Annotated in this window: 16 protein-coding genes and 1 pseudogene; 5 read left to right on the forward strand and 12 right to left on the reverse strand. The window is 58.0% G+C overall.

Features of this window, described 5'->3' with window-relative positions:
* Positions 1 to 26: 26 nt before the first annotated feature.
* On the reverse strand, positions 27 to 776 hold the full coding sequence (locus R1A29_RS18100; RefSeq protein WP_438299116.1) for a hypothetical protein: 750 nt from the start codon (positions 774 to 776) through the stop codon (positions 27 to 29).
* Positions 777 to 1,021: 245 nt separating this feature from the next.
* Between R1A29_RS18100 and R1A29_RS18105 the strand changes: the two genes are divergently transcribed.
* Positions 1,022 to 2,170, forward strand: a complete 1,149-nt coding sequence (locus R1A29_RS18105) for an aldose epimerase family protein (RefSeq protein ID WP_438299117.1) — start codon at positions 1,022 to 1,024, stop codon at positions 2,168 to 2,170.
* A gap of 160 nt (positions 2,171 to 2,330) precedes the next feature.
* Here the strand turns inward: R1A29_RS18105 and R1A29_RS18110 are convergent, their stop codons facing one another.
* From R1A29_RS18110 to R1A29_RS18140, 7 genes and pseudogenes are all read right to left on the reverse strand, one after another.
* Entirely contained in the window at positions 2,331 to 2,594 is a 264-nt protein-coding gene (locus R1A29_RS18110) for a PAAR domain-containing protein (RefSeq protein ID WP_438299118.1), read from the reverse strand.
* 88 nt (positions 2,595 to 2,682) lie between these two features.
* The gene (locus tag R1A29_RS18115) at positions 2,683 to 2,793 is read right to left on the reverse strand and encodes an immunity protein Imm33 domain-containing protein (RefSeq protein ID WP_438299119.1); all 111 of its coding nucleotides are present in this window, start codon (positions 2,791 to 2,793) and stop codon (positions 2,683 to 2,685) included.
* A 28-nt stretch (positions 2,794 to 2,821) separates the two neighbouring features.
* Entirely contained in the window at positions 2,822 to 2,935 is a 114-nt protein-coding gene (locus R1A29_RS18120) for a hypothetical protein (protein WP_438299120.1), read from the reverse strand.
* A 129-nt stretch (positions 2,936 to 3,064) separates the two neighbouring features.
* Positions 3,065 to 3,547 carry a DUF4265 domain-containing protein gene (locus tag R1A29_RS18125; protein WP_065259374.1) on the reverse strand — a complete coding sequence of 161 codons (483 nt, stop codon included), beginning with the start codon at positions 3,545 to 3,547 and terminating at the stop codon, positions 3,065 to 3,067.
* 348 nt (positions 3,548 to 3,895) lie between these two features.
* Positions 3,896 to 8,221 (reverse strand): annotated as a pseudogene (locus R1A29_RS18130) (RHS repeat-associated core domain-containing protein); the annotation flags it as partial.
* Positions 8,218 to 11,103: a type VI secretion system tip protein VgrG gene (locus tag R1A29_RS18135; RefSeq protein WP_438302064.1), complete on the reverse strand. Its 2,886-nt coding sequence runs from the start codon at positions 11,101 to 11,103 to the stop codon at positions 8,218 to 8,220. The pseudogene R1A29_RS18130 and the gene R1A29_RS18135, both read right to left, overlap by 4 nt.
* A gap of 128 nt (positions 11,104 to 11,231) precedes the next feature.
* Positions 11,232 to 11,747 carry an Hcp family type VI secretion system effector gene (locus R1A29_RS18140; RefSeq protein WP_007949952.1) on the reverse strand — a complete coding sequence of 172 codons (516 nt, stop codon included), beginning with the start codon at positions 11,745 to 11,747 and terminating at the stop codon, positions 11,232 to 11,234.
* Between the two features lie 434 nt (positions 11,748 to 12,181).
* Between R1A29_RS18140 and R1A29_RS18145 the strand changes: the two genes are divergently transcribed.
* Together R1A29_RS18145 and R1A29_RS18150 are read left to right on the forward strand one after the other, a co-directional pair.
* A complete protein-coding gene (locus R1A29_RS18145) occupies positions 12,182 to 13,003 on the forward strand; it encodes an aldo/keto reductase (protein WP_438299121.1) in 822 nt (273 codons plus the stop codon).
* A gap of 29 nt (positions 13,004 to 13,032) precedes the next feature.
* Positions 13,033 to 13,503 (forward strand): DUF1810 domain-containing protein, encoded by a 471-nt coding sequence (locus R1A29_RS18150; protein ID WP_438299122.1) that lies wholly within the window; start codon positions 13,033 to 13,035, stop codon positions 13,501 to 13,503.
* On the opposite strand, the gene R1A29_RS18155 is transcribed toward R1A29_RS18150, so the two are convergent.
* On the reverse strand, positions 13,468 to 15,828 hold the full coding sequence (locus R1A29_RS18155; protein ID WP_438299123.1) for a DNA polymerase II: 2,361 nt from the start codon (positions 15,826 to 15,828) through the stop codon (positions 13,468 to 13,470). The two genes, R1A29_RS18150 and R1A29_RS18155, sit on opposite strands and share 36 nt — an antisense overlap.
* Before the next feature lie 185 nt (positions 15,829 to 16,013).
* Between R1A29_RS18155 and R1A29_RS18160 the strand changes: the two genes are divergently transcribed.
* The gene (locus R1A29_RS18160) at positions 16,014 to 18,728 is read left to right on the forward strand and encodes an RHS repeat-associated core domain-containing protein (RefSeq protein ID WP_438299124.1); all 2,715 of its coding nucleotides are present in this window, start codon (positions 16,014 to 16,016) and stop codon (positions 18,726 to 18,728) included.
* An 89-nt stretch (positions 18,729 to 18,817) separates the two neighbouring features.
* Here the strand turns inward: R1A29_RS18160 and R1A29_RS18165 are convergent, their stop codons facing one another.
* Positions 18,818 to 22,303 carry an NEL-type E3 ubiquitin ligase domain-containing protein gene (locus tag R1A29_RS18165; RefSeq protein WP_438299125.1) on the reverse strand — a complete coding sequence of 1,162 codons (3,486 nt, stop codon included), beginning with the start codon at positions 22,301 to 22,303 and terminating at the stop codon, positions 18,818 to 18,820.
* Between the two features lie 222 nt (positions 22,304 to 22,525).
* Here R1A29_RS18165 and R1A29_RS18170 point away from each other — a divergent pair, with 222 nt between their 5' ends.
* On the forward strand, positions 22,526 to 22,966 hold the full coding sequence (locus R1A29_RS18170; protein WP_085712511.1) for a CBS domain-containing protein: 441 nt from the start codon (positions 22,526 to 22,528) through the stop codon (positions 22,964 to 22,966).
* Here the strand turns inward: R1A29_RS18170 and R1A29_RS18175 are convergent, their stop codons facing one another.
* Together R1A29_RS18175 and R1A29_RS18180 are read right to left on the reverse strand one after the other, a co-directional pair.
* Positions 22,967 to 23,590, reverse strand: a complete 624-nt coding sequence (locus R1A29_RS18175; protein WP_438299126.1) for a glutathione S-transferase N-terminal domain-containing protein — start codon at positions 23,588 to 23,590, stop codon at positions 22,967 to 22,969. It lies immediately after the preceding gene.
* 87 nt (positions 23,591 to 23,677) lie between these two features.
* Positions 23,678 to 24,766 carry a DUF1615 domain-containing protein gene (locus R1A29_RS18180; RefSeq protein WP_438299127.1) on the reverse strand — a complete coding sequence of 363 codons (1,089 nt, stop codon included), beginning with the start codon at positions 24,764 to 24,766 and terminating at the stop codon, positions 23,678 to 23,680.
* Between the last annotated feature and the right edge of the window lie 49 nt (positions 24,767 to 24,815).

Consider the following 24,815-nt stretch of genomic DNA (forward strand, 5'->3'; position numbering starts at 1 on the left):
CCGTCCGCCACTCTACCCGACTTGACTCACTGCACTGGCAAAAAATTCAAAAACAGCAGGCTCTGGGCGTAGTTCAGCCCGATGCGCCGGTAGCGTTCGTCGAGCATCTGGGTCAGCAGATCGAGGCGCGCCACGACTTTGCCGTACTCCGTGGCGAAGCTCAGGTTGCTGCCCTCCTCCGAAATCTCGTTGGAAAACAGCAGCGGCTGGCCTTCCTTGTTCTGCCGCTGGGCGAGGATCCACGTGGCTTTTTCGATGTTGCGCGCGGCGTTGTTGACGAAGGTCGGGTTGATCGCATCGGTCATGTAGAACTCGGTGCGATTGCCGTGGGCGGTGACCAGCATGCTGCCGATGGCATAGATGAAGGCGCCGACCCGGTCACCGAGAAACTCCGGGCTCATCGCATAGCTCAGTGCCGCCAGGTCTTTTTTGCCGCCAAGGGTCGGCAGCGGTTGCTGCTGCTCAATGGCCAACCGCACTTGCTTGACCGCCGTGCGAATGTCGAGGAAGCCGGATTTGCGCAACTCGTCCGGGTTGCGCAGGTACAACTTGCCCATCAGGCGATAGAGGCTGTCGAGGTTGTCGCGCATCGCCAGGGTGGCCATGCGGTCGACGCTGGTCTGGAGAAACTCCTGAGGCCTGCCCTCGCGCATCTGGTTGATGAAATTGTTGCCGTCTTGATGACTGCAAGCGCCGAGCAACAGCGTCGACAGACAAGCCAGCAACAGGCACAGGCGATGAATGAATGCAGCGATGTGGGGCAAAACTCTCGGCATGAATTCTTTGACGGACACATTCCTGTGCGGCGGGAGTCACCGCAACCTGGCCATGGATAGAGCCGGGGATTGCGCAAAAGTGCAGTGCCGCAGCGGTTTCCCGACTTTCGGCGTTTGATGACTCACCATTTAGTCCGACTTTATTTTTGCAATAAACGTTTAATCGTCTATAAATTTTCATTCAAACGACAATTAGAATGACTATTTAGTGATTTTGAAAACAACAACAAAAAGGAAGGTCAACCATGCTTCAATCCCGACATTCACTCTGCGGCGTCGGACTGTCCCTGATGATCGCCACCTTCACCGCCCAGGCCGCCGGCCTGTCCAGCGAACAAAAAGCCTTCGGCAAAACCAATGACGGCACACCCGTCGAGCAATACATCCTGCGCAACAGCCACGGCATGCAGGCCACGGTCATCACGTACGGCGCGACCTTGCAGGCGCTGCAAGTGCCGGACAAGCACGGCAAGCTCGACGACATCGTCCTCGGCTTCGACGATGTACAGGGTTACCAGAAAGGCACCGCGTACTTCGGCGCGACCATCGGCCGCTTCGGCAATCGCCTGGCCGATGGCGCCTTCGAGCTCGACGGCAAACGCTATCAAGTGCCGCAGAACGACAAGACCAATGCCTTGCACGGCGGCACTCAGGGCTTCGACAAAAAGGTCTGGAAGGCAACGGAAACCAAAGACAAGGATTCGGTGGGCGTGACCCTGACGTATTTGTCGGCGGATGGCGAAATGGGTTTCCCCGGCAACCTCACCACCGAAGTGACCTACCGCCTGACTGACAGCAACGAACTGCGCATTGACTACAAGGCCAGCACCGACAAACCGACAGTGCTCAACCTGACCAACCACAGCTACTTCAACCTCGCCGGCGCTGGCAACGGCGACATCCTCAAGCAAGTCGCCACCCTGCATGCCAGCCATTACACCCCGGTCACCGCCAAACTGATCCCGACCGGCGAACTGGCCCCCGTGGCCGGCACGCCGATGGACTTCACCAAACCCACCGCCATCGGCCAGCACATCAAGGTCGATCACCCGCAACTGAAATTCGCCGAACCGCAACACGGCGGTTTCGATTTCAACTGGGCACTGGACACCAAGGGTGACGTCAGCAAACTCGCCGCCGAAGTCAGCGACCCGCAATCCGGCCGCCACCTCCAGCTGTACACCAATGAACCCGGCGTGCAGTTCTACACCAGCAACTTCCTCGACGGCACGGTCAAGGGCAAGGGTGGCAAGGTCTATCCTCACTGGGGTGCGTTCACCCTGGAGACCCAGCATTATCCGGACTCGCCGAACCAGCCGAACTTCCCGAGCACCCGTCTGGATCCGGGACAGACCTACAGCCAGAGCGTGGTGTTGAAGTTTTCTGCGAAGTAAAAGCAAAAGATCGCAGCCTGCGGCAGCGTCTACAGGGGAAAATCAACCCTCATGCGGAGCTGTCGCAGGCTGCGACCTTTTTGCTTTTTGAAGCCTTGGACTGGCCCTGCCCACTCTAAATATCGATCAAGGCAGACAGAAGTAACCGAAATTCAGGGACTCAGCTGATTACGGCGCCTTTCGGGCCACTGGAAATCAACGCGGCTCCACAGGCGGTTTTCATACCGTCCAGCGCGATGGGCACGCCATCGACGGTGTAGGTGCTGCTGCCCTCGGCAATAGGGAAAACCCCTTTGCATAAGGGACAGCTGACTTTGTGACCCACCCCGGCAATTGGCTTACCGTTGAGGTTGGTTTGGGAGAATGCTTCGAGCACCTGGCCACCGTGAGTGGTGGAGTCGCCCAAGCGGATTGCGTCTTTCATCACGTCACTCCATTGACAAGTATTGACTACTCATACTTCAACGTTGTGTTGAGCAGCATTGAAACCGGTTTTCCTCCGGTTCCTATATTTATCGTTTCTCAGTCATCCATACGTCTTCATACCCTTGCGCATCAGTAATAATTTTTGCCCCTGTGGGCAGAGAAAGAAAGCTCACCTTCTGCGGCAGAATTTCATTCAAGTGGCGAACATGGACAGCCTGGTAAAAATCATCCGCCGCAGCGCAATACTATGAACCAACTTACATTTCCTCCCTCGGGCGGCTCCACTCTACTGCCGTAAATGGGAGATCGGCCGAGTGTCTTCAGGGCGACAGCAACCATGTCCTCAGGGGGCTGGATGGCGAGCCCATATTTTTCTCAGAGTATTCTCTGAGACGAGTCAGGAGTGGTCGTTTCAAGCTCGCTCAAGAGATTTTCCTCCGACCACCGTGTTGTTCTTCGCCCATCACTTCAACTCTGTAGCCACCAGTTCAGAAGCGTCTCGTCCTCGTCGTCATCAATGTTTTTATAGATGTTTGCGTAATACCATTGGATGCCGGTTTTCTCGCTAAACCGATCAAAAAACTGATTGATCTTATCCATCCCATTGATCGCCGGGACGGCTAGCGAGAGGTTGCCCTCATGTACACCGTCCAGTGTTCCACCCAGCTCAAGACCGACACCTCGTTCAAGTCCGTCTATTTCCTCAGGGGGAATGTAATCGGCATAAATGTGGATGCAAAAATTGCCACCTCGCTTCAACACGTCTGCATGGGCGTTTTTGTTCTTGATCGAGATCACATCACCCCGTGCCAGATTCAGCGCCAGGCCCGGAGAGGAAAGCAGCTCATATGTATCCTCCGCAACCTGTCGAGCCGGCAGTTCCTCGTACACCGGGCCATCGTCATCTGCGACGAATACTTGAATCAAAACAGGTGCGCTTCTATCGTCCATACGGTGCTCCGCAGCTTCCACGTTCAACACACGACATACCTTCTTTCACGTAACCACTGTTCCCAGCGCTCAGGTTACAGGATGCACCCTCAAGATCCACGTTTACATCGGCGAGGTTGCCACCATTGGACGTCGCCACGTTCTTGTGGCCCAAGTGCATGTCATCCGGGTTTGTAGAGGTATGTCCACAACGCCAGCACTTGTAGACACCCACAGGCTTGCTCTTGGCAATAAGCTTTTTGCGGCAAGCAGACTGCCCTTTCCGACTGCCACCACCGACCTTGCTCGCCGCCATGTCTTGAGCCGATGCTCCATGACCATCTTTCAGTGCGACCTTTGACGGGGCTTTTTTCACCAGACCAAGCGGGTCGATCCACTGGGTTGGATTAGGTGCGTATTGGTGAAGGTTGATACCACCAGCCAGGCCTATCGGATCCTTCGAGATGAAGCGCCCGACCTGCGGATCGTAGTATCTGTAGCGGTTATAGTGCAGACCCGTTTCATGGTCGTGATATTGCCCCTGGAAACGTATGGGGTTGGTCAATCCGTGCTGGACAGCAAAACCGGTCTTCTCTTCCTTTACTTGTCCCCACGCCTGGTAACGAGCTGCCCACACCACCTGCCCCTTTTGGTCTGTCAGCTCGAGGGGAGTCCCCAGATGATCACACTGATACCAGGCCAACACATCGAAGGGTTGCGCCTTCGGCTCATGAGCCCATAACGGGTCATCATCGAGGCTGTAACTCCCGAGGTACTCAGGCTGACCAACCAAATTGATCGGACTCTGTCGAAGCGCCTGCGCTATGGGTATAAACGTGCCCGGCTCATAAATGTAATGCACGGTACGCCCGGTACCGCCGTCCATGTCGGCAGGGTTGCTTTCCCACGACAAATTGTCTCCATCCCAGCCGTAGAGTGTCAGGCTGCAACCGAGCTCACGCTGTATGCGTCCCTGTTCATTTCGATTCCAGTGCGAACCGGCTTCGTGACGATGCTTGAAGTGCGCCGTCGAATTCTTGTAAATCCGACGCCCCAGCGCATCGTAAGCAAACTCGACAGAGAGACGAGAGTCTTCAAAATGAACCAGTCGATCAAACAAATCCCACCGCATTTGACTGCGGTTGCCATTGTGCCAACGCAGCGTCTGATTTCCGCGCTCGTCGTATTCATAGTGGGTACCGGCATACTCGCGTATCAGGTTATCCAGAAGCTTGCTGCGTGGAGGATCGAGTTCCAGAGGCCTGCGTACCTCTGAAGCCTTTTCATCGAGCAGGTTACTGGCCGGGTCGAAAGAGAATGTCTCCAACCCATTACGGCTCACGGCACTGAGCAAACGCCCGACCGGATCATAGCGATAGACTGCTGGGCCTCGGCGACTATCGTTGAGCTCGGACAATTGGCCGACAGCGTCATACTTGTATTCGCGCTTGAGCAATGTGGACTTGTCATCCACTCGCGCCAGTAATTGCTCTTGCAGACGACCAGCAGGGTCCCACTTCTGCGTTTGCAATAAATGGTTGCCCTGATGACGGGCAACCTCTCGATGCAGGTCGTCACGCTCATACCCGACCAGCTCGTGCTCATCCAGACGCAGCGCAAGCAAGTGGCCACTGCCATAGGTCAGCCAACTGACACGGTGACCGTCTGGGCGAGTCGTCGCAACGCATTGATTGAGCACGTCATACTCATGCTTCCAGATAGCAACTGTCGGCTGCTCAAGACCCAGATAGTGCTGGTGCTCTCTCGTCAGATTGCCCGCCGGATCATAGAACCACTGCAGGCGGCTCTGATCGTTCGTGGCCATGACCATGTTTCCATTGCCGTCGTAAGCAAAGGTCTCGCTTTGAGCTGTCTCGCCAAGACTCGCGTGACGCCCGATCAATCGTCCCTTCGGATCGAACGTCATTGAGATAACGCGCTCTGCGGATACAGCATGAGCCAATCGGCCAGTTTCGGGATCGTACTGATATCGAGTCGTGCGACCGTCGAACCCCGTCTCCTCAAGGAGTCGTCCTGCCGGATCGTAATGGAACTGGGTACGTTGATTGTTTTCGTTTTCGAGTGCCACCAGGCGCCCCAGCCGATCCCAGCGATAACAAAGACTCTGTTCGCAAGCATCGACTCTCTCGGCGATCAAGCCCGCTGCCGTGTAAGTCCAGGTCGTGCAGCGATCCAGGCCATCAACATGGGTCAGCAAACGCCCTTCGGCGTCGCGTTTAAAGTGTTCTTCAGTTTTATCGGAATGCGTAACAAGTACAACATGTCCCGACTCGTACTGGTATTCAGTACTCTGTCCTGCTGCATCAGTGAAGCAGATCATCTGACCGCGTTCGTTGTATTCCCAGGCACTGGCCTTACCCGAACAGTCTGTGTATTTCAGCAACAAGCCTGCATCGTTGTATTCGAGTTTCTTTTCGTTGCCATTGGCATCCTTGATAGCAACAGGTCGACCAGCCTTGTCATAGGCATACTCCGTCTTATTGCCCAATGGATCGACGGACTCCACCAGATTTCCAGCGTCATCGTAGGCGCGTTCCCACTGCCCCCCTCCGCATCGCTGATCCTGATCAACTGATTCTGATCGTCATAAGCGTAGTGAGCCACACTTCCGTCGGGACTTATGTGCTCGAGCAAGTTACCTCGCTCGTCATAACTGTAACGTTCAGTACTTCCGTCGGTATGAACGTGACGAATCACATTTTTGGCTTCATCGCGGAAGAACCACTCCGATCGTTCGTCCGGGTATCGAATTCGATAGGTGTAGCCCAAAATGTCGTAGTAGTGCCAGGTCTCGTTGCCGTGTGCGTCAGTAACGTACGTGAGACGAATGTTTTCGTCCCAATCCAGGCGAGTATCGAAACTGCCGTCGTCAGCCCATTCGCGAACAGCTTTGGCATCAGCGGTGTGCCCTTGCCATTGCAGATTCATGCCACGGCCGGTGCGATCGGTATATCGGGTGAGTAGATGGTGTTGGTATTGGTATTCCCAGGTCGCCCCGTTCTCGTCTTGTGCCTGAACCAAGTCCCCGAAGTCATCGTACTGATAGCTGCAGAGTTGCCGACGGGGTGCACCATCGCAAATTTCCCAAAGGCCTGTTATCCGGCCATGGTCGTCGATGAGAGTACCTACATGTAGGAGAACCTGAGTCACGTCATCCTGATAAGTGATCAGATCTGAAAGAACAGAGACATCACCGTGGCGATGCTCGTAATGCAGCATCAACCCGGCACCATTACGCATCACCACATTCGTCAGCCAGTAACTGCGACCACGGCGCACATAGGTTTCTTTTCGCTCGAAACCAAAGCAAACCAAAAGTTGATCTTCGCTCAAGCGTACGAGTGTGACGTTTTCAACGGCGCTGTATTGGAATTGGCCAACCTTGGGCAATGGAAAGTCAATACTTCGACCGTCGGCGCCAAAAAACACTAATCCGTCACCCCGACAGTCAAACCGGGTGGAAAACTCCGTCACCCACCGTGCTCCCAACTCGCTCGTGTCAAATGCATCAAATCGAGAGCTGTAAGTACGCACCCATTCAATCGGGAATGGACCGGGCAGGCTGAAGTCGGTGTGGCTCAAGGATTCTGAGCCCAGTGCAAAGTTGATACTGTTGCAAGTACCGGTACAGCAACCGTTCTTATCCCCCTTCGCGGCCTGACTTGCCGGGCTTTCCTTACTGCTCGCGCCCAGTTGACCATCAGTACCCTGACGTTGAGCTTTACTGGTCGCACCCGGTTTGACACTGGCGCTCTGTCCATGAGCATTACGCTTGCGCCAGCTGGCAACGGCCCCAGTCAGCATGACGAGCAACCAACCGATCGAATGCTGGACACCTGGGTCACTCAGCTTGGTCAGTTGACCGCGCAGTTCCGGCCCCATTGCTCGCAAGGTAGAGGTATGGCTCAGTACCAGGTGTTTGACCTCGTCAGGCATCAGAGCCCGCGAGGCGCTATTGGCCAGCCCTTTACCAGCAGCTTTGTATGCGCTGAATACCGCTCCGAAAATGTTGCCTATGGCAGCCTTCGGATCACTGAGCAGTTTGTCGCCAGCAGCGCTGATCTGCTTCTTCGCAGCCTGCACAGAGCCCTTTGTATCGAGCTCCCCTTTGACAACGGTTTCAAGTCCTTTCGCAATCTCGTTGATCGCACTCTCACCAAGCTTGCCTGCATCAGAAAGTATGCCGGCCAACTTTCCCTGGGCCTGTTTCGCGAAGTCGTCAATAGTACCGACGATCGTGGCATTCAGATGACCAATCAAGACTTCGATCAATGAGTCGCCGAGCAACATCTTTGCGCTGCTACGCAACTCCTGTCTGACCAGGAACAACGTGGGCCGCAGACTCATGCGTGCCGCAGCCATGCTAGGTGGTGCAGGCAGCACGCCTATCAAGTTGATGCCCAGACTGACCCAATCGAGCACTTCGCGCTTTTTGCTCTTGGATAACGTAACGATGTCACCCAATGCGTCGACCAGCGCCATGATGTTGCCAACCACCGGCAACGAGCCCGCAACATTTTTAATCCGGTCAAGCGTAACAACACCTCCGCTGATGGATTGGAGCCAGGCATCGAATTTAGCCGCTCCGCGTCCAACATCCTTTGCGTCGATAACATTGAGCGGAACGACGGCAACCTGAGGCTCACGTTTCACAACAGCAGTTTCAGTGGTCATGACAGCATCTCACCCGCCGGCAGGCCCGGGGTTTTAATAGAAGTTTTTGGCAGGGCTGGAGCCGGAAGCGTTGGCAACTTGCCCGCCTTGCTCGCCGCCCCGAGAATCCCCGACGCACTCGGCATCGCCGCACTCGCCAATTTCGGCAACCCGGCCACCCCGCCCTGCATCACGCCCTTCACCTGCTGCGCCGTTTGCATTGCACCCATCCCTGTCTGTGCCAATTCCTTACCCTTCTCCAACATGTCCCAGTTCTTGCTCGGCAACGCCTGCGCCACCATCGCCTGCACCTGACTTGGCACGTCTTCGGCCCCCGGTGGATTCAACGGCCATTCCGGCTTGCCGATGTAGCTGCCTTCACTCCAGGTGTCTGCCGGATCCTTGCCGAACAGCACGCGCGCCGGCCCCGGTGCGGCGCCGGCAACGCTGGCGAAGCCCTTGCCATCGAGCTTGCCCTTGATGCTTTTGCCGAGGGCATCGATGACTTCGTAATCACCCTCCTTGATGCCCTGACGCCCGGCGTACTGGTTGAACAGTTCGAGGTTGCCCTTGCCTGGCTTCGGCGGCTCGGGGAACACGCCGGCCAGGGATTTCGCTCCGGTGTAGGCGAAGTTCGCCGCGTGGGCGGTGTACGGACCGCTGGTGGCGTGGGTGATGCCGCCGGCGTTGTAGGTCGTGGCGCTGCCGCCGCCCTGGATCACCAGTTCGGTCTTGGCGGTGATGGTGATTCGGTCGGCGTTGGCGGTGATGTTGAGTTTGGCCAGCAGGTTGATGCTGTCCTTCAGCGCCTTGACGTCGATGTCGCCGGAGGCCGCCACCAGACGCCAGCCCATGCTCTGCACGAACAGGCGCATGCCCCGACTGGCACTCGCGAGCAGGCGTTTGCCGATGGAAAAACTGGTGTGGCCGGTGCTGCTCAGCGCCAGGTGTTCGCCAGTGGCGATGTGGCTGGAACGCGGTGTGGTCAGGGCGATGCCGGCCGGGCTCGCCAACACCAGATGCGGTTCGGTGAACTCGGGGAATTCGTTGGCGGTGAGGTTCGCAGGTCCCGAGCCGAGTACGCCTTGGTGCTGCGCGTGCAGCGCTTTGGCCACGTCGTCCTGATCGCCCGCCTCTTGGGCTTGCAGCTCTTTGGCCTGCGTAGCAAAACCGTCCTGCTGATCGCTGGCGGTGGCCAGGCGTTCGGCGGTTTCCGGCAGGTCCTTGTGGTGCTTGGATTCGTTCGGGCGCGGTTCGGTGGTGATCAACAAACCGGCTCCGGCACGCACGGCGCCGTGGCGATCGGTGCGTAGTTCGAACCCTTCACCGCGTGGCTGGCCGCCGCTCGGGCGCGGATGGGTCAGGTAACCGAGGTTGATCGCACTGGCGCCGTGGTCACTGCGCAGCGCGATGCTGATCTCACTGGTGGTGTCGTCGATGCGCAGTTCGTTGGCGCGGCTGCCCTTGTATTCCTTGCTCTTGACCGTGGCCAGGGTCTTGAAGTCCGGCAGTTTGTACGGCGGCAGGTTGGCGCCGTGGTAAAGGCAACCGGTGATCAGCGGCTGGTCGGGATCGCCTTCGAGGAAGGTGATCAGCACTTCCATGCCGACCCGCGGAATGTTGATCGAGCCAAAGGTTTCGGCCGCCCAACTGGAGGCCACGCGCATCCAGCAGGTGGTCTTGTCGTCGTGCTGGCCTTCGCGGTCCCAGAAGAACTGCACCTTCACCCGGCCATATTGGTCGCAGAAGATTTCTTCACCTTCCGGGCCGGTGACCACGGCGCTTTGTGAACCTAGGACCTTGGGTTTCGGGTGATCCAGCGGCGGGCGGTAGGGCACGTCCCACGGGATGGCGTTGAAACGGTTGCGATAGCCTTGGTGGAAATCGTCCTTGTCGTCGGTGGTGTCGCTGGTCACCGACTCTTCCAGCACTTGCGGCTGCTTGCCTTCGTGGAAGATTTCCGTGAGCAGCCAGAGGTCGTTCCACGTCGGGTTGGCGTGGTCGGTCAGGGCCAGAAAATGCCCGCTGACGAGGATCGGCTGGTCGCTGTTGCCCTCGGCCAGCCGATAGTCGCTGCGGTGGCGTTCAAGGTTACGGTTGGCCAGATGTTTGCCGCGCTCGCGGTCCACGAAACGGCCCGGGTAATCGTAATCCTCGAGGTCCGGCTGAGCGCTGCTCTTGGCATCGCTTTCCAGCTCGATCTTCGGTTTGATGAAGTCGTAATCGCGCCCCGTGGTGCGGCTGGTGCGGGTGGCCAGGCGCAGGCCGAAACGCTTGACCACCGGTTTGTCCGCCACCAGCCCGGAGTCCTGCTGATAGGCCACGGGCGCGAGTTTCGGGAACACCGTCTGGTCATCACCGAAGGTCAGTTTGTGGCCGCTGGCGGTGTGCTGGAAGTGGTAGTGAATCCCCTCCTCTTCGCACAGGCGCTGGACGAAGTGCAGGTCCGATTCGTCGTACTGCGTGCAGTAGATGCGCTCGGGATAAACCGCGCTCAGCTGGAAGTGGTAATCGCTGGCGAGGATGCCGTGCTCTTCCAGCACCTGACTGATGATCTGCTGTACGGTCATCTGCTGGAAAATACGCTGGTTGAACCGGTGCGCGAGGTAGGAAAGCTGCGGGCGCAGAGAGATCTTGTAGCGGGTCAGGCGCTTGCCCGCCTCGCCCTGGGCGATGCTGTAGATCAGCCCGTGAATCCCGGTGCCGCTCGGCGACAGCTGAAGAAACGCCAGTTTGTGCAGCAGGCTTTCGAGGTTGATCGAGGCCTTTTCGCTGACCAGTTCCAGCTCGAATTCGAAGGGCGTGTTGAGGGCTTCCCGACCGGTGAACGACAGCACCTGGAAATCGCTGTCCGCGCCATCGATGGTCAGATTGAAATGGGGCTGATTGGCCGGTGAGAACATTCCCTTGTCCCTCGCGCAGTGCTGCAACACACGCCAGGTCGGTAAGGATCTGACGTCGAAAAATCCTTGAGTTGTAAAGGTGCCTCGACCGGCGAAACCGGCCGAAGCGGTACAACCATCAGCCGTAATTAAACGACTGGAGCACGCCAGTCATCGGAACCCGAAGTACCGGATACTTCGTGGGTCCAGGTGATTTTGCGGTAGGTGAACTGCACTTCTTCCAGGTGGGTGAAGTGCGCGTTGCCTGGATCCTGGCAGTTGTGCATTTTGTTGTTGATGGCGACGATGATCGCGTCTTCCAGTTTGGTGGTGTAGTAGTGCTCTTGGGTACCTTGAGCCGAAGTGCGGTACCACTGGATAACGATTTCGCTCATGCGCTCGCCGGAGGTCAGAGCCGCTTGCAGCAGAGGCGAAGCCTTGTCGTAGACCTTGGTGATCACGACTGGCTTGTGCACGCGCTGACCGGTTGGCTGACCGGATTGCGGGTCACGCGGGATGATCACGTCGTGGGTGAAAGCCTGAACCATGACCTGGTCTTCGTGGCCTTCCTGGTAGGTGTTGCCAACGGAGTCGGCAGTGAAGGCGCCGGCAGTGATCAGGCCTTGTTTTTCGCCGGTAACCGACATGTACGCTGGTGTTGCCATGGGATGCTCTCCTTGCTCAAAAGACAGGACCGGAAGGCGTGATTGCCTGTCCAGGCGGCAAAGGAGGAGTCAAAAGTCGTGCCAGCCATCACATGGCCATTACCCATCAAGGGCTTACGAATCTCGCGTGAGAATTTTCCATCCTTTGCTGTAGGAAACAGCGAAAAAGTGCGCAAGAAGTTGCGCAGTACTGTGCAACTTCTTGCGCACGTGGCTGGAAGCCTTGATTGGCAAGGCCTGCCGGGGTTTTGACCGTGATTTTATTACGGACAACTGCGCAACTTCTTGCGCACTTCCTAAACACCCTTTCAATACATCGCAACAACAGAACCTCGCCATAATCGCCTCAACGGGCCGACACACCTCATTTGGAACCCATGGGCTATCCTGCTGCCCACTTAAAGGTATCGACCGTTTTCAGATAGGAGGTTTGAATGCGTACCCTCGAACTGGCTGGCGTGCAGGTTCCGGTGATTGGCCAGGGCACCTGGCGCATGGGCGAAGACCGCTCGGCGCACAAGCGTGAAGTGGCGGCCCTGCGCAGCGGCATCGAGCTGGGCATGACCCTGATCGACACCGCCGAAATGTACGCCGAGGGCGGTGCCGAAAGCGTGGTCGGTGAAGCCATCGCCGGCCTGCGCGATCAGGTGTTCCTGGTGAGCAAGGTCTACCCGCACAATGCCAGCCGCAAAGGCATTCCCCAGGCCTGCGAACGCAGCCTGCGCCGCCTCGACATCGATTACATCGATCTCTATCTGCTGCATTGGCGCGGCCAGTATCCGCTGGAGGAAACCGTCGAGGCCTTCGAGCGCCTGCGCGAGGACGGCAAGATCGGTCGCTGGGGCGTGTCGAATTTCGATGTCGACGATCTCGAAGAACTGTCTTCATCGGCCTGCGCGACCAATCAGGTGCTGTACAACCTGGAAGAGCGCGGCATCGAATTCGACCTGCTGCCGTGGTGCCAGCAACAACGCATGCCGCTGATGGCGTACTGCCCGATCGGCCAGGGCGGCGCGATGCTCGCCGAGCCGGTGCTGAAACAGATTGCCGCTCGTCACGGCGTGACCCCGGCACAGGTTTCGCTGGCGTGGATTCTGCGTCAGGATGGGGTGATTGCGATTCCCAAGGCCGTGCGCCCGGAACACGTGCAGCTCAATGCACAAGCGGCGCAGCTGCAACTCGATGCCGGGGATCTGGCGGCGCTGGACCAGGCGTTTCACGCGCCACAACGCAAGCAGCGGCTGGCCATGGTCTGAGCCACCGCCGACTGACAGAGGGCTTCGCCATGAGAAGCACTGATCAGGACGATCCATTCAACCTGCAACGTTTCGTGCTCGCCCAGGACCCGGTGTTCGAGCGGGTCCAGCGCGAGCTCGGCGAGGGTCGCAAGCGCAGCCACTGGATGTGGTTTGTGTTCCCGCAGTTCGCCGGGCTCGGCGGCAGTGAGATGTCCCGGCGCTTCGCCATCAGCTCCGCCGGTGAAGCCAGGGCTTATCTGGCCCATGAGCTGCTCGGCGCCCGGCTGCGCACCTGCGCGCAGCTTGTGCTGAACGTGCCGCAGCGTTCGATTGCCGAGATTTTCGGCCACCCGGACGACCTGAAATTCCACTCATCGATGACCCTGTTCGCCCAGTTCGCGGACGACGACAGCCTCTGGCATCAGGCGCTGGAGCGTTACTTCCACGGCATTCAGGATGAATGGACCCTGCAGTTGCTGGACTCAAAACAGGCCCAGTTGCCCCCCGATCAGGGTTGAGAAATCGTCGTCGACAAACGGCAGGATCGCATCCGCCACCGGTTGCAGCTGGCGGGTGATGTAGTGGTCGTAGTCGATGGCTGCGCGGCGCACCTCCAGCGGTTCGGGGCCGGCCAGAGTGATGACGTAGCTGATCCAGCCGCCGTTCTGGTATTGCCGTGGCCGCCCATGCTGCGCGTTGTAATCGTCAGCCAGTCGCGCCGCACGCACGTGGGGCGGAACATTGCGTTCGTAGTCGTCGAGGGTTCGGCGCAGGCGCTTGCGGTAGACCAGTCGCTCGTCGAACTCGCCGGCCAGGGTCTTGCGCACGTACTCGCGCACGTAATCCTGATACGGCTTGCGCTGGAAGATCCGCTCGTACAGCTCCTGCTGGAATTGCCGGGCCAGCAGCGACCAGTCGGTGCGCACGGTTTCCAGGCCTTTGTAGACCATTTCTTCGCTACCGTCGGCGCGGGTCACCAGACCGGCGTAGCGTTTTTTGCTGCCCTCCTCGGCGCCGCGAATGGTCGGCATCAAAAAGCGTTTGTAGTGGGTTTCGAACTGCAATTCGAGGGCGCTTTCCAGCCCGTATTGCTCGCGCACATGCTCGCGCCACCAGTCGTTGACGTGCTGCACCAGCGCTCGGCCGATGGTCGCCGCCTCTTCCTGACCGTGGGGGCGACGCAGCCAGACGAATGTCGAGTCGGTATCGCCATAGATCACCGCATGCCCTTGCGCCTCGATCAACTGCCGGGTGCGCAGCATGATTTCGTGACCGCGCAAGGTGATCGACGATGCCAGCCGCGTATCGAAAAACCGGCAACCGCTGGAGCCGAGTACGCCGTAGAAGGCGTTCATGATGATCTTCAACGCCTGGGACAACGGCGCGTTGTGTTCGCGTTTGGCAGTCTCCCTACCCTCGGCGACCCGCGCGACGATGGACGGCAGGCAATGCCGAGTGCGGGAGAAACGAGCGCCGCGAAAACCCGGCACCGAATCGGCGTCATTCGGGTGCTGCAAACCTTCGATCAACCCCACCGGGTCGATCAGGAAGGTACGGATGATCGACGGATAAAGGCTCTTGTAGTCGAGCACCAGTACAGATTCGTACAGACCCGGCTGCGAGTCCATGACAAACCCGCCGGGGCTGGCCTGCGGTGGATTGGTGCCGAGGTTCGGCGCCACGAAACCCTGACGGTGCATCAACGGCATGTACAAATGGGTGAACGCCGCCACCGAACCACCGCTGCGATCCGCCGGCAGACCGGTGACGCTGGCGCGCTCCAGCAAAAATTTCAGCAGTTCGGTTTTGGCGAAGATCCGCGTGACCAGCTCGCAGTCCTTGAGGTTGTACTTGGCCAGTGCCGGTTTGTTCTCGGCGAACATGCGGTTGATCTCGTCCATGCGCTGGTACGGGTTGTCGATGGACTTGCCCTCGCCGAGCAGGGTCTGGGCGACGTTTTCCAGGCTGAACGACGGGAAACTCCAGGTCGCCGAACGCAGGGATTCGATGCCATCGATGATCAACCGTCCCGCCGCTGCCGCGAAGTAATGAGTGCGGCTGCCGTGTTCGCGCCACTGCATTTCCTCGCCGCCACGCCCGAGCTTGAGCGGCACGCCGAGGCGCCGGGCGTGTTCATGGAGGATGCGCAGGTCGAACTGCACGAGGTTCCAGCCGATGATCGCGTCGGGGTCGTGGCGGGCGAACCACTCATTGAGTTTTTTCAAAATCAGCGTGCGCGATTCGCAGTACTCAAGATCGAAGTCGACAAGGCTGTCATCACCGTTCGGCGCGCCGAGCATGTACACCTGTCGCTCACCGCAACCTTCCAGGGCGATGGAATACAGCTCGCCCTGCTCGGTGGTTTCGATGTCCAGCGAGACCAGTCGCAGTTGCGGACGATAGTCGGGTGAAGGCTTGAGGTGGGCGTCGAGCAGCACACCGTCGGCATCGGGCGTGCCGCTGAACCACACCGGTGCCGTGATGAAACGCTCCATCAGGTAGCGCTCGGGTGGTCGCACATCGGCTTCGAAGACATCGACACTGTGGCGGTTGAGCGCCGTTTCCAGACGCATCAGCTGACCGTGCTGCTGGCAATACAGACCGAGCACCGGGCGATGCTCGAAATCCTGCAGGGCCAGGGGGCGCAGTTCGACGTTCTTTTCGTCCGCCAGCACCCGCTCGGCCTGCTCGCGCTGCACAGCCGGGATGAACGCCACCGACGGCTGATGCGGCAGGCGCACGCGGCGCGGCCCGGCGTCGGTCGCCAGCCAGAACTCGACTTCGGTGCCGGCCGGGGTATCGCGCCAATGCCGGGTCAGGACGAAGCCCTGCTGTAAATCCACCACTGCGACCTCGGGAAATGATTCGAAGAGGCGATTCTACGCGCCCTCGTGCATTCGTGTTGGCGTGCTTGACACCCAACGCACCTGTCAAATCTGACAGGTTACGACGCGCCGTGACGTTGATAGCATCAGCCTCTGTAAATTCTGGACCCCTGCTGGCGCAGTTGCGCCATCGGAGCCGAAACATGGACATCAGCGTTCACTGGCGTACGCCCTCGATCAGTGCCTTTGACGGCCGGGGCCTGGTTGCCCGGGAAGTAGCCTACCTGCGCAAGTTGCCCGGCACGCCCGTGGAGGCTCTGATCACCCGACACCATCACGATGCGCTGGGCAGACCCCGGGAAAACCGGGATCCGCGCCTGTCCGACAGCAGTTCGAAAGCCAATCTGACAACCGTTTACGGATTGTCTGGATATCCACTCAAGGTGGACAGCGTTGACTCCGGCCGGCAGGTGAAACTTTACGGGCTTGCCGGCGAAGTGCTTGATCGCTGGGATGAGCGCGGCAATCGTTGGCGCAATACCTATGACACGCAACTGCGTTTGCGGACGATTGCATTGAACAACCTGCCTGACGTCGAGGTGCTGACCTATGGCCCGGCAGATGCCGCCCCCGATCTGAATGTGCGCGGTCAATTGATCAATAAGGTCGACACATCGGCTTCAACGGCATTCGGTCCCTTCAGCTTGAAATACCTGCCCTTTGCAGAGCAGCAGACGCTATTGGATGGCAATGTCTACACCACTCGTTGGCAATACGATGCCGACGGCAGGCCGTTCAGCCAGACAGATGCCGGTGGAAATCGGCAGCAATCGCTCTACGACGTTGCCGGACAATTGAAACTGTTGACCTTGCAGCTGGCCAACAGCAGCGTCGTGCAGGAAATACTCAGGCAGGCTCACTACAACGCCGAGGGCAAGCCCATTGAATACGCGTTGGGCAACGGGGTGGTGCGCCAATGGATCCATGATGACGCCAACGGCTGGGTGACAGGCATCAGGTCCGGGATACCGGGCCAGGCCCTTCGGCAGAATCTGCATTACTCCCATGACAGAACCGGCAATGTACTGAGCATCAAGGATCTGACATTCAAGCGGAAGTTCTTTTCCAACCAGTCCATCGATGGAGAACGCCACTTCACTTACGACTCGCTCTACCGCCTCGCCAGCGCGACCGGCCACGATGCACCGCCCGCCCCGGGCATTCCCGGCCGCCCGGCCCCAAGCGATCCTTCCCGGCACCTCAATTACCGCCAGACCTATGATTACGACACGGGTGGCAACCTGATCAAACTGGTTCATTCCCGTGCGGTGGGCGGCTATACCCGGCAGATGTTCATCCAGCCCTCCAGCAATCGGGGTGTGCAATGGCAGGAGGGAGATCCCGATCCGGACTTTTCTACGCTGTTCGACCCTCATGGCAATCTTCGACAGCTTCAGCCGGGCATGCCAATGGAGTGGAATCTCTACAATGAATTGGCCAGCGTCACACTGATTGAACGCGAGACCGCACCCGACGACCGGGAGGTCTATCGCTACCGCGCAGGCATCAGGGTCTACAAACATCACCAGACCTATACACCTTCGACCACTCACTTTCACGAAGTCCTGTATCTGCCCGGTCTGGAGATTCGCAGCCGCGACAACGGTGAGCGACTGCATGTCATCACGTTGCCGCAGGAGATCGGCAACATACGCTGCCTGCACTGGCTGGACAAACAACCCGGCGGGATCGCCAACGATCAACTGCGTTATTGCCTCGACGACGCTCAACGGTCGAGCCTGATTGAACTTGATCAGGCAGCCCGTCTGATCAGCCGTGAGGAATACTACCCGTTCGGCGGCACAGCCTTCTTGACCGCAGACTCGGAGCTTGAGGTCAGCTACAAGACGATCCGCTATTCAGGTCAGGAGATGGATGACAGCGGCCTGTATTACTACGGGCGACGTTATTACGCACCGTGGCTGCAGCGCTGGACGAGTCCAGACCCGACAGGAGCGGTGGACGGATGGAATTTGTATGCGATGGTCAAAAACAATCCGATAAGTTTGGATGATCAATTCGGGTTGAATGGAGATCTGAGCGCAAAGATGAGTAACAGAACAACGTCTATTTTAACGGGCGCCTTCAGGAACCCTTTGCCCCCAAGAAAGGGCAAACCGGACGTCATAGCGCGGGAAGAAGCTCAACATCTGCAAACATATCCAGACGCGAAATTCACAAAAAGAGAGTTGAACAGGCTGACCGCCCATGCGGGCGCGCACTACTCGGACGGCACTCCGGCGCACGAACTGACGATTACCGATATGTTCAACATTTCAATACCAGACAAAGACGTTGAGGCTTATAAATCGGTAACTATCTACAAACCTCGTAACCCTAATCTTGCCAACCATCCTGCTCAGCTCGGCATTCTGAAAATTGATGCCGAACGTTTCATCCCTGAACTGAAAGCCTCCTACGTTGATGCCTACAACGATCAAAAATATCCGATCAATATTTACAAAGCCGGAAGTAATACCCCCATATCCATGAGAGGAATTCAATATGAAGGCTCTGTACTACACCCTTTGACGATAGAACTCACCAAAAACCACATCAAAAACGCCGGCGGATTTATTCCCCAGTTTGCCGGGCTCCCAGCATTTCATGCGGAAGTCAGAGTGCTGAACACTGTCGCACTATTGACTCCAGATCTGGAGCGCAATCTGCAAAACCTGACGATCATTACTCAGAATCTACAGAACCAGACAGCAGCTGTTTCATTTCCGGCATGTTTCAATTGTGCAAACATCATCGTAGATACTTATAAAGATGAACCCGGCATAAACGTTCCATCAGGACGAGTTGATTTAACCTATGATAAATGGAAAACAGCGGTCACAAACTACCCGGGATAAAGCAAGTTGCTAGTCACCTGCCAACGCAGTCGAAGGCCCTAACATTGGCAGGTGATCGAAGTCAGGAAGGTCCCATAGGCCTCAAGTCATTAATTTATGCTGTCAATGATTTGCCTTGTCAGCGTCTTCATCAGCTGCTTGCGCCCTTCAAACAGTACGACAAGCTCGCGCTCATACGCTTGCTGTGCAAGGGTGCCTGCTATATAGCGATCAAGCAGCGCCTCAACCTTCACGTTGTACTCCTGTGTATTTTGCTCGAACGCCAAAGCATGTTTCCCTTTCAGGTACTTGCGCCAGAAACGCTGTCCGACTATGCGGTCTATAAGTCCGTCACCCTCCTCTATCGCCAGCACCGATTGATAGGCCTCCTCGATCTGCGCTTCACTGACTTCGGCAAGATTGCGGAACAGCATGCCCCGCGACTGCCACGGCAGGTCAAGCCGTTCGGCCAGACCGGTTTGAAACGCCAGATAGATTTCCACTTCATCAAGGGTACCGCTGATGCCGCCGTCTTCATCAATCGCAATAAAGGTTTCACCTGCCTGCAATCGGGCCTGAAGTTCTGCGCGAGCAATGTCATTTACATGATCCAGGCGAGATTTACCTTTAGCCAGTCGCAACAAGTTGGATTCGATCTGCTCAGAACTACCGGAGTGCCAAGCTTCATACACCAGAATTTTGATTCCCATCTCATTGAAAATCTGCGCCCCGGCATCTGCACAGGAGTCAGGGTTGCTGGCCATGAGAAACAGTTCTTCTCGCAGTGGTGTGTCCTGTGTCGCAGCGTCGAGCATTCGCCATACCCGTTCGGTGAGCTCCGGACGACTGACGTCATCGACGTAATCGGCCGACTCTGTGAGTTTCTCCAATACCTCGAAAAATCCCTGTGAGCCGGGCTCCCGCTCCAACTTATCCCATCGCGTTTGCTTGTGCCGGCGTGGTTCATCCGTCACCCCTTCAAGCCAATGCACACTGGCCTGTTCACCTTTGGGTGGATAGCTACGGGCGGGGTCATAGCCCACCGAGCGCATGATGGCCTGAAATTGATCACGGCATTCATCGGACAAACGGTCACGACTCAAACGGGTTCGCGCGATCAGCCGTGCCTGCTCAGAACCAAGTGTCACCTGAGGAACCCGTACAATTGAATTGCCCTGGAGATCCAGATCAAAGGCCCGTGGACGGGGCACAGTGAACAGGCCCGCCGGCCACTCGGTGATACCGGTGTCGTGCAGATCCAGCACCTGAAGCTCTACCATCGCACTAACGTCTGGAACCTTCGCCAACTCCGGATTACCGCCAAGTCTCAGGGTCTGTAAACAAGTCAAGCGGCCAAGTTCAACTACATTTTCTGTAGTCAGGGTCAACTGATTGTTGCTCAACGCCAGCGTCTCCAGCATTCGCAGATTGCCTTGCAGACGCGGTAACGCAGTCAGTGAATTTTCGCTTAGATCCAGAATCTTCAACTTTGGGAAGTAGCCGAGGAAACGACTGATATCGGCGCGTAATTCCGCATAGCGAAACTGCAAGGCACTGACATGCGGGAATTCGACGTCAAGCGCAGGCAAATATTCCAGGAAGTCACTGGTCCAGTGAAAGTCCAGATCCAGAGTGAAGCCGTCCATCCACGGAGTATGAGCTGCTTGCCAGCAGCGCTTGATCGCCTCGGCAAAACGCCCCTTGTGGTAGCGCTGATCCATCGGTAACAAATCGCCCCTTTCGATGGCCACCCACCCGTCCAGAGTGTCGTTCAGTGCCTGAAAGCTTTGTTCGTGCTCATCAATGCGTTGCCGTAACTGAGAAGGTGTGCCCGACTCCCGGGCAAAGGCATTGAACGACTCTTCGGTCGATTGCGGATACAGCGTTTTGAACCTCTGCTCCAGACTTGGCATATCTCCCGTACCCAGCGGCGTCTCGTCGATTCGCACCGGGTCCTGCGGGAGGATCGTTTCTGGTTCTGCGATGCGTAAACGTGATCGACCCTCGCCTGAATCAACGACCTCCATCCGTTCGATCCACGGTGATGACTCGAGCGGTTTCAGAGCCCCCAGCACACTACCCGCCGCTGCCAGTGCCCCTAACTGAATCAGGTCTTCAACCACACCGAGCACATGCTCCGCCGCTTCGGAACGCTGCCCCTCGGACCACTCCACGATGCCTTCGAACGTTTCATCCAGCAGCTGATAGGCGGTACAGGCCAGCATCAGCTCGCCCAGCACCGGCACAAAAGGGGCTGCGACGAATGCACCGACTTCCAGCACCGTGACGACGACTTTCTGAAAGCTGTCCCAACGTGCCCAACGCGACTTCGCGTCTTCATCGCCGGTAGGAACGGCCCGGGTCCTGGCGTCGGCAAACAACTGGTTCAAGTGGCGGGTAAAAGCGTGGTCCCAGACGTCACCGGCAATTCTTGCACCAACCAGTCTCAAATCTGGATTGGCAACCGGCTCGGGGCGCCACGTCGGCTGTTGCGTGCCAGGGACGGACGCATGCCATTGCATTTCTACAAGCCGCTCATTGAGCTGAAAGAAAAAATTTCCACGGTGCCGATGGGGAACGAAACGACTGAAAAACTGCTGGTAAGCCGGAGTCCGCAACTGCTCAGTCAACACTGCAGCGAATCGTGCAGCCGAGGGATAGCGCCTGATCGGGTGATGGGGGTCATGAGGGACGTAGGCAATGACGGGTTCGACCGAACGACTGCCCTCGAGATCTCCCGCGATCAGAAGGATTGAACTCAGATCGACGCCCAACATCGTGACTGTATGACAATGCAGGGATTTTGCGCCGAGCGTTAGCGACCGATCTCCTTGTGCCAGCCGTAAAAGCAGTGCATGGGTCTGCGAATCAATGTCTCCTTTCATGAGCGCGAGTTCGCTGGCCACCACCAGAGCGTCTTTTTCACAGGCCTGGAAAGCCAGTTTCAGCCGCGCCTTGACCAACGGTTGAGTGAAGTCAAAAAAACCGTCGAGATAAGTCTGGTATCGACGCCCGATGTCCAGCTCGCGACAGAGCGAGACAAAGGCCTCGACCGAAAGCCGTGACTTGATCGGTACGATCTCGAACTGTCCCGTCACCGAAGGTCGGGTAATGAAATGGCTGGCGGCGTCGAAATAGCCAGCGCGGATTTCCTTTGCTTCGAAGTTGTTCAGCGCCGCTTCGAGCAAGGACACTGTCCGGACTTCGAATCCCCTCGCCAAGCCCGTTGAACGATACGTTCTGAGGAAGGTAGTTCTGATATCTACCGTGACGTTGAATCGGGTCTTGAGCGCCTCGACCAACAACGGTTCGGCGAACGCTTCGATTTCCTTGATACGACCAAAAACCCTGTCGGACTCGTTGCGTGACTGCCAACTGGCCGCAAGTGCCTTTTTGAGGGCCATGCGATGCGCTGCCGACGCCTCGTGATACCAGGGCAAATCACGCCTGGCCGCCGTCCGCATGGCAAGACGATGAGCGTCTCTGGACTTCAACAACCAGGAAGGAATTGAACCTGCGATTGATCGGGCCGTTGCGTTGTCGGGCGATTGTTGGCGACTGATCCGTATGTTTTGCATGTTAAAGCTGTCTTCCATGACATTCAGGGCCCTGGAGTCTACAAAAAGCGCAGCGCCGTTCGCTCCGGGCTCTGTTTCGAAACTTGTGAGTGCTTGCGGTCACACCTGCAATCGGCAGTGGGTTGAAGCCATTTACCGGGAAATGACGTTTTTTGCGTGTTATCTGCCGTTTTGCGACCTTGCTCTGTGCGCCACGGTCTACGATGCTTGGAGAACAACGACAACACCTGAGTAACCGCCATGAAAACCGTCGCCCAGCTGCTTAAGCTCAAAGATCAGAAAAATCAGGAAGTGCACCAGATCAAGCCCGATCACATGGTGCTCGAAGCGCTGATGAAGATGGCCGAGAAAAACGTCGGCGCCTTGCTCGTGGTGGAAGACGAAAAAGTAGTGGGCATCATCAGCGAGCGCGATTACGCACGCAAACTGGTGCTCCACGGGCGCTCATCGGTGGGCACGCCGGTGCGCGACATCATGGTGGCGAACGTGATCACGGTGGACACCCACCAGACCGTCGACACCTGCCTGAGCATCATGTCCGACAAACGCCTGCGTCACTTGCCGGTGGTGGAAAACGGCAAACTGCTGGGCCTGCTGTCGATCGGCGACCTGGTCAAGGAAGCGATTGCCGAACAGGCCGAGCTGATCAAACAGCTGGAGCAGTACATTCGCGGGGAATGATCAACCGGGCCAGTGCCTTGCAAAAACCGGCGCCAGCACCGGGTGCCGGTCGATGCGTTGCAGCCACGCATAAAACCCCGGCCGGGCCTGGCGCAGGTGTTCGCGGGTGCCGGCCCATCGCGTCACCACTGCCGCCAACACATCCAGCGCGCCCGGTGTTTCATCGTCCAGATACAGCTCGGCGGAAAACTGGTCGGCGAACACTTCCCACATCCAGTGCAATCGCTCCCGGGCGCCGGCCATCAGGTTCTGCCGTGCCGCTTCGTCCGGCATCACCAGCCAGCGCTCGGGGTAATCGATGATGCCGATGGCCGCATAGCAATTGCTGACGATGTACACCAGGCCGCGAATCGCCTGGTCACGGTCGGCGGCATCGACCGGCAGCAGGCCTGACTTGGGAAAGCTCAGTCCCAGGTGAATCAGGATCGCAGCGCTTTCGGTGAGCGCACTGCCATCGGGCAGTTGCAGGGTCGGAATCTGCTTGAGCGGATTGAGCCTGGCCAGTTCCTGCGCCGCTTCGGCGCTGGCTTCGGTGTCGATGAAGCGATAAGCGATCTGGCACAGTTCGAGCGCTGCCTCGATAGCCGCCGCCCCTGAATTCCTGTGGCCGTAAAGTTGATACATATTCCCCCTCGAAATAGCGACTCCCCGTCTGCTCAGGAGTGTAGAAGGCGCGGCGGATATCGCCGCCGCGAGCCGATGACTGAAGCGTCAGTCCCGGGCCATGCAGCGCCGATAACGCTCATCGACCCGCTTGGCGAACCACGCCGTGGTCAGTTTGCGGGTGATCTTGGGGCTTTGCAGGACAATCCCCGGCAGCACCGCCCGGGGCAATGATTTGCCTTCGGCCTTGTCCGCCAGTTCGAAGACCCGTTGATACAGCTTGGTCTCCTCGAATCCCAGGGTGTTGCCCTTCTCCAGTTGCTCACGGATCACCGGATTGCGCATGCCCAATGACTTGCCAAGCTTGCGCACCGCCAGTTCGGTGGTGCCCGGCATGATCGAGTCGTAGCGAATCAGGTCACCATCCAGCGCCAGCGGCACACCCGACACGCGACTGACCGCATTCTGAAACGCCGCGTTGCGACTGGCGTACCACCCGGCATTGAAGTCGGCGAAACGGTACAGCGGTTCGCGATAACTCACCGGATACCCCAGCAAATGGGCGATGCCGAAGTACATGCCGCCTCGACGGGTGAACACTTCGTGGCGAATCGTGCCGTTGACCGGATACGGATATCCCTTGGCGTGCTGCTCGGCGAATTCGATGCTGACCTGCATCGGCCCGGCCGTGTGCACCGGGTTGAAGCCGCCAAACAGCGTGCGCCCCATCGGCACCATGCCGATGAAGTCATCGAAAATCGCGCTCAGGTCTTTCTCGGTACGAGCCGCGCTCAGGCGTTCGCTGTAGCTCTTGCCGTTGGGCGAACGCACCTGCAAGGCGCCACTGACCAGCAGGCTCGGGATGTGCACTTTGGCAGCGCGGCGGTCGATCTCGTCGCGGGCGATCTTGCCCAGGCCGGGTACCGGCGGGTCGACCTGAAAGTTGGACTCCTGCTCGGCAACGGCCAGCACCGAACACAGGTTTTGCGTGGTCGGGCTGATGCCCTGGGCGGCGAACGCGGTGTAGATGTCCGTGGCCCAGCCCTGGCGGTCGGCGGTTTTCGCCGGCAGCAGGCGCACGATCTGCGCCTTGACCTCGGCCGGCGGGCGCGGAGCCGGTTCCTGGCTGCGCTGCCCGGCGCAACCGGCCAGCACCAGCAGCGCGACGAGGCTGAGAAATATTCGAGGGCTTTGCATAACGCTCCATAAAGTCCGTTGAGCCGGGTTTACCCTACGCCCAATCCCG

This window comes from Pseudomonas sp. NMS19W, from assembly GCF_051554255.1.
GTDB lineage: Bacteria > Pseudomonadota > Gammaproteobacteria > Pseudomonadales > Pseudomonadaceae > Aquipseudomonas > Aquipseudomonas kribbensis.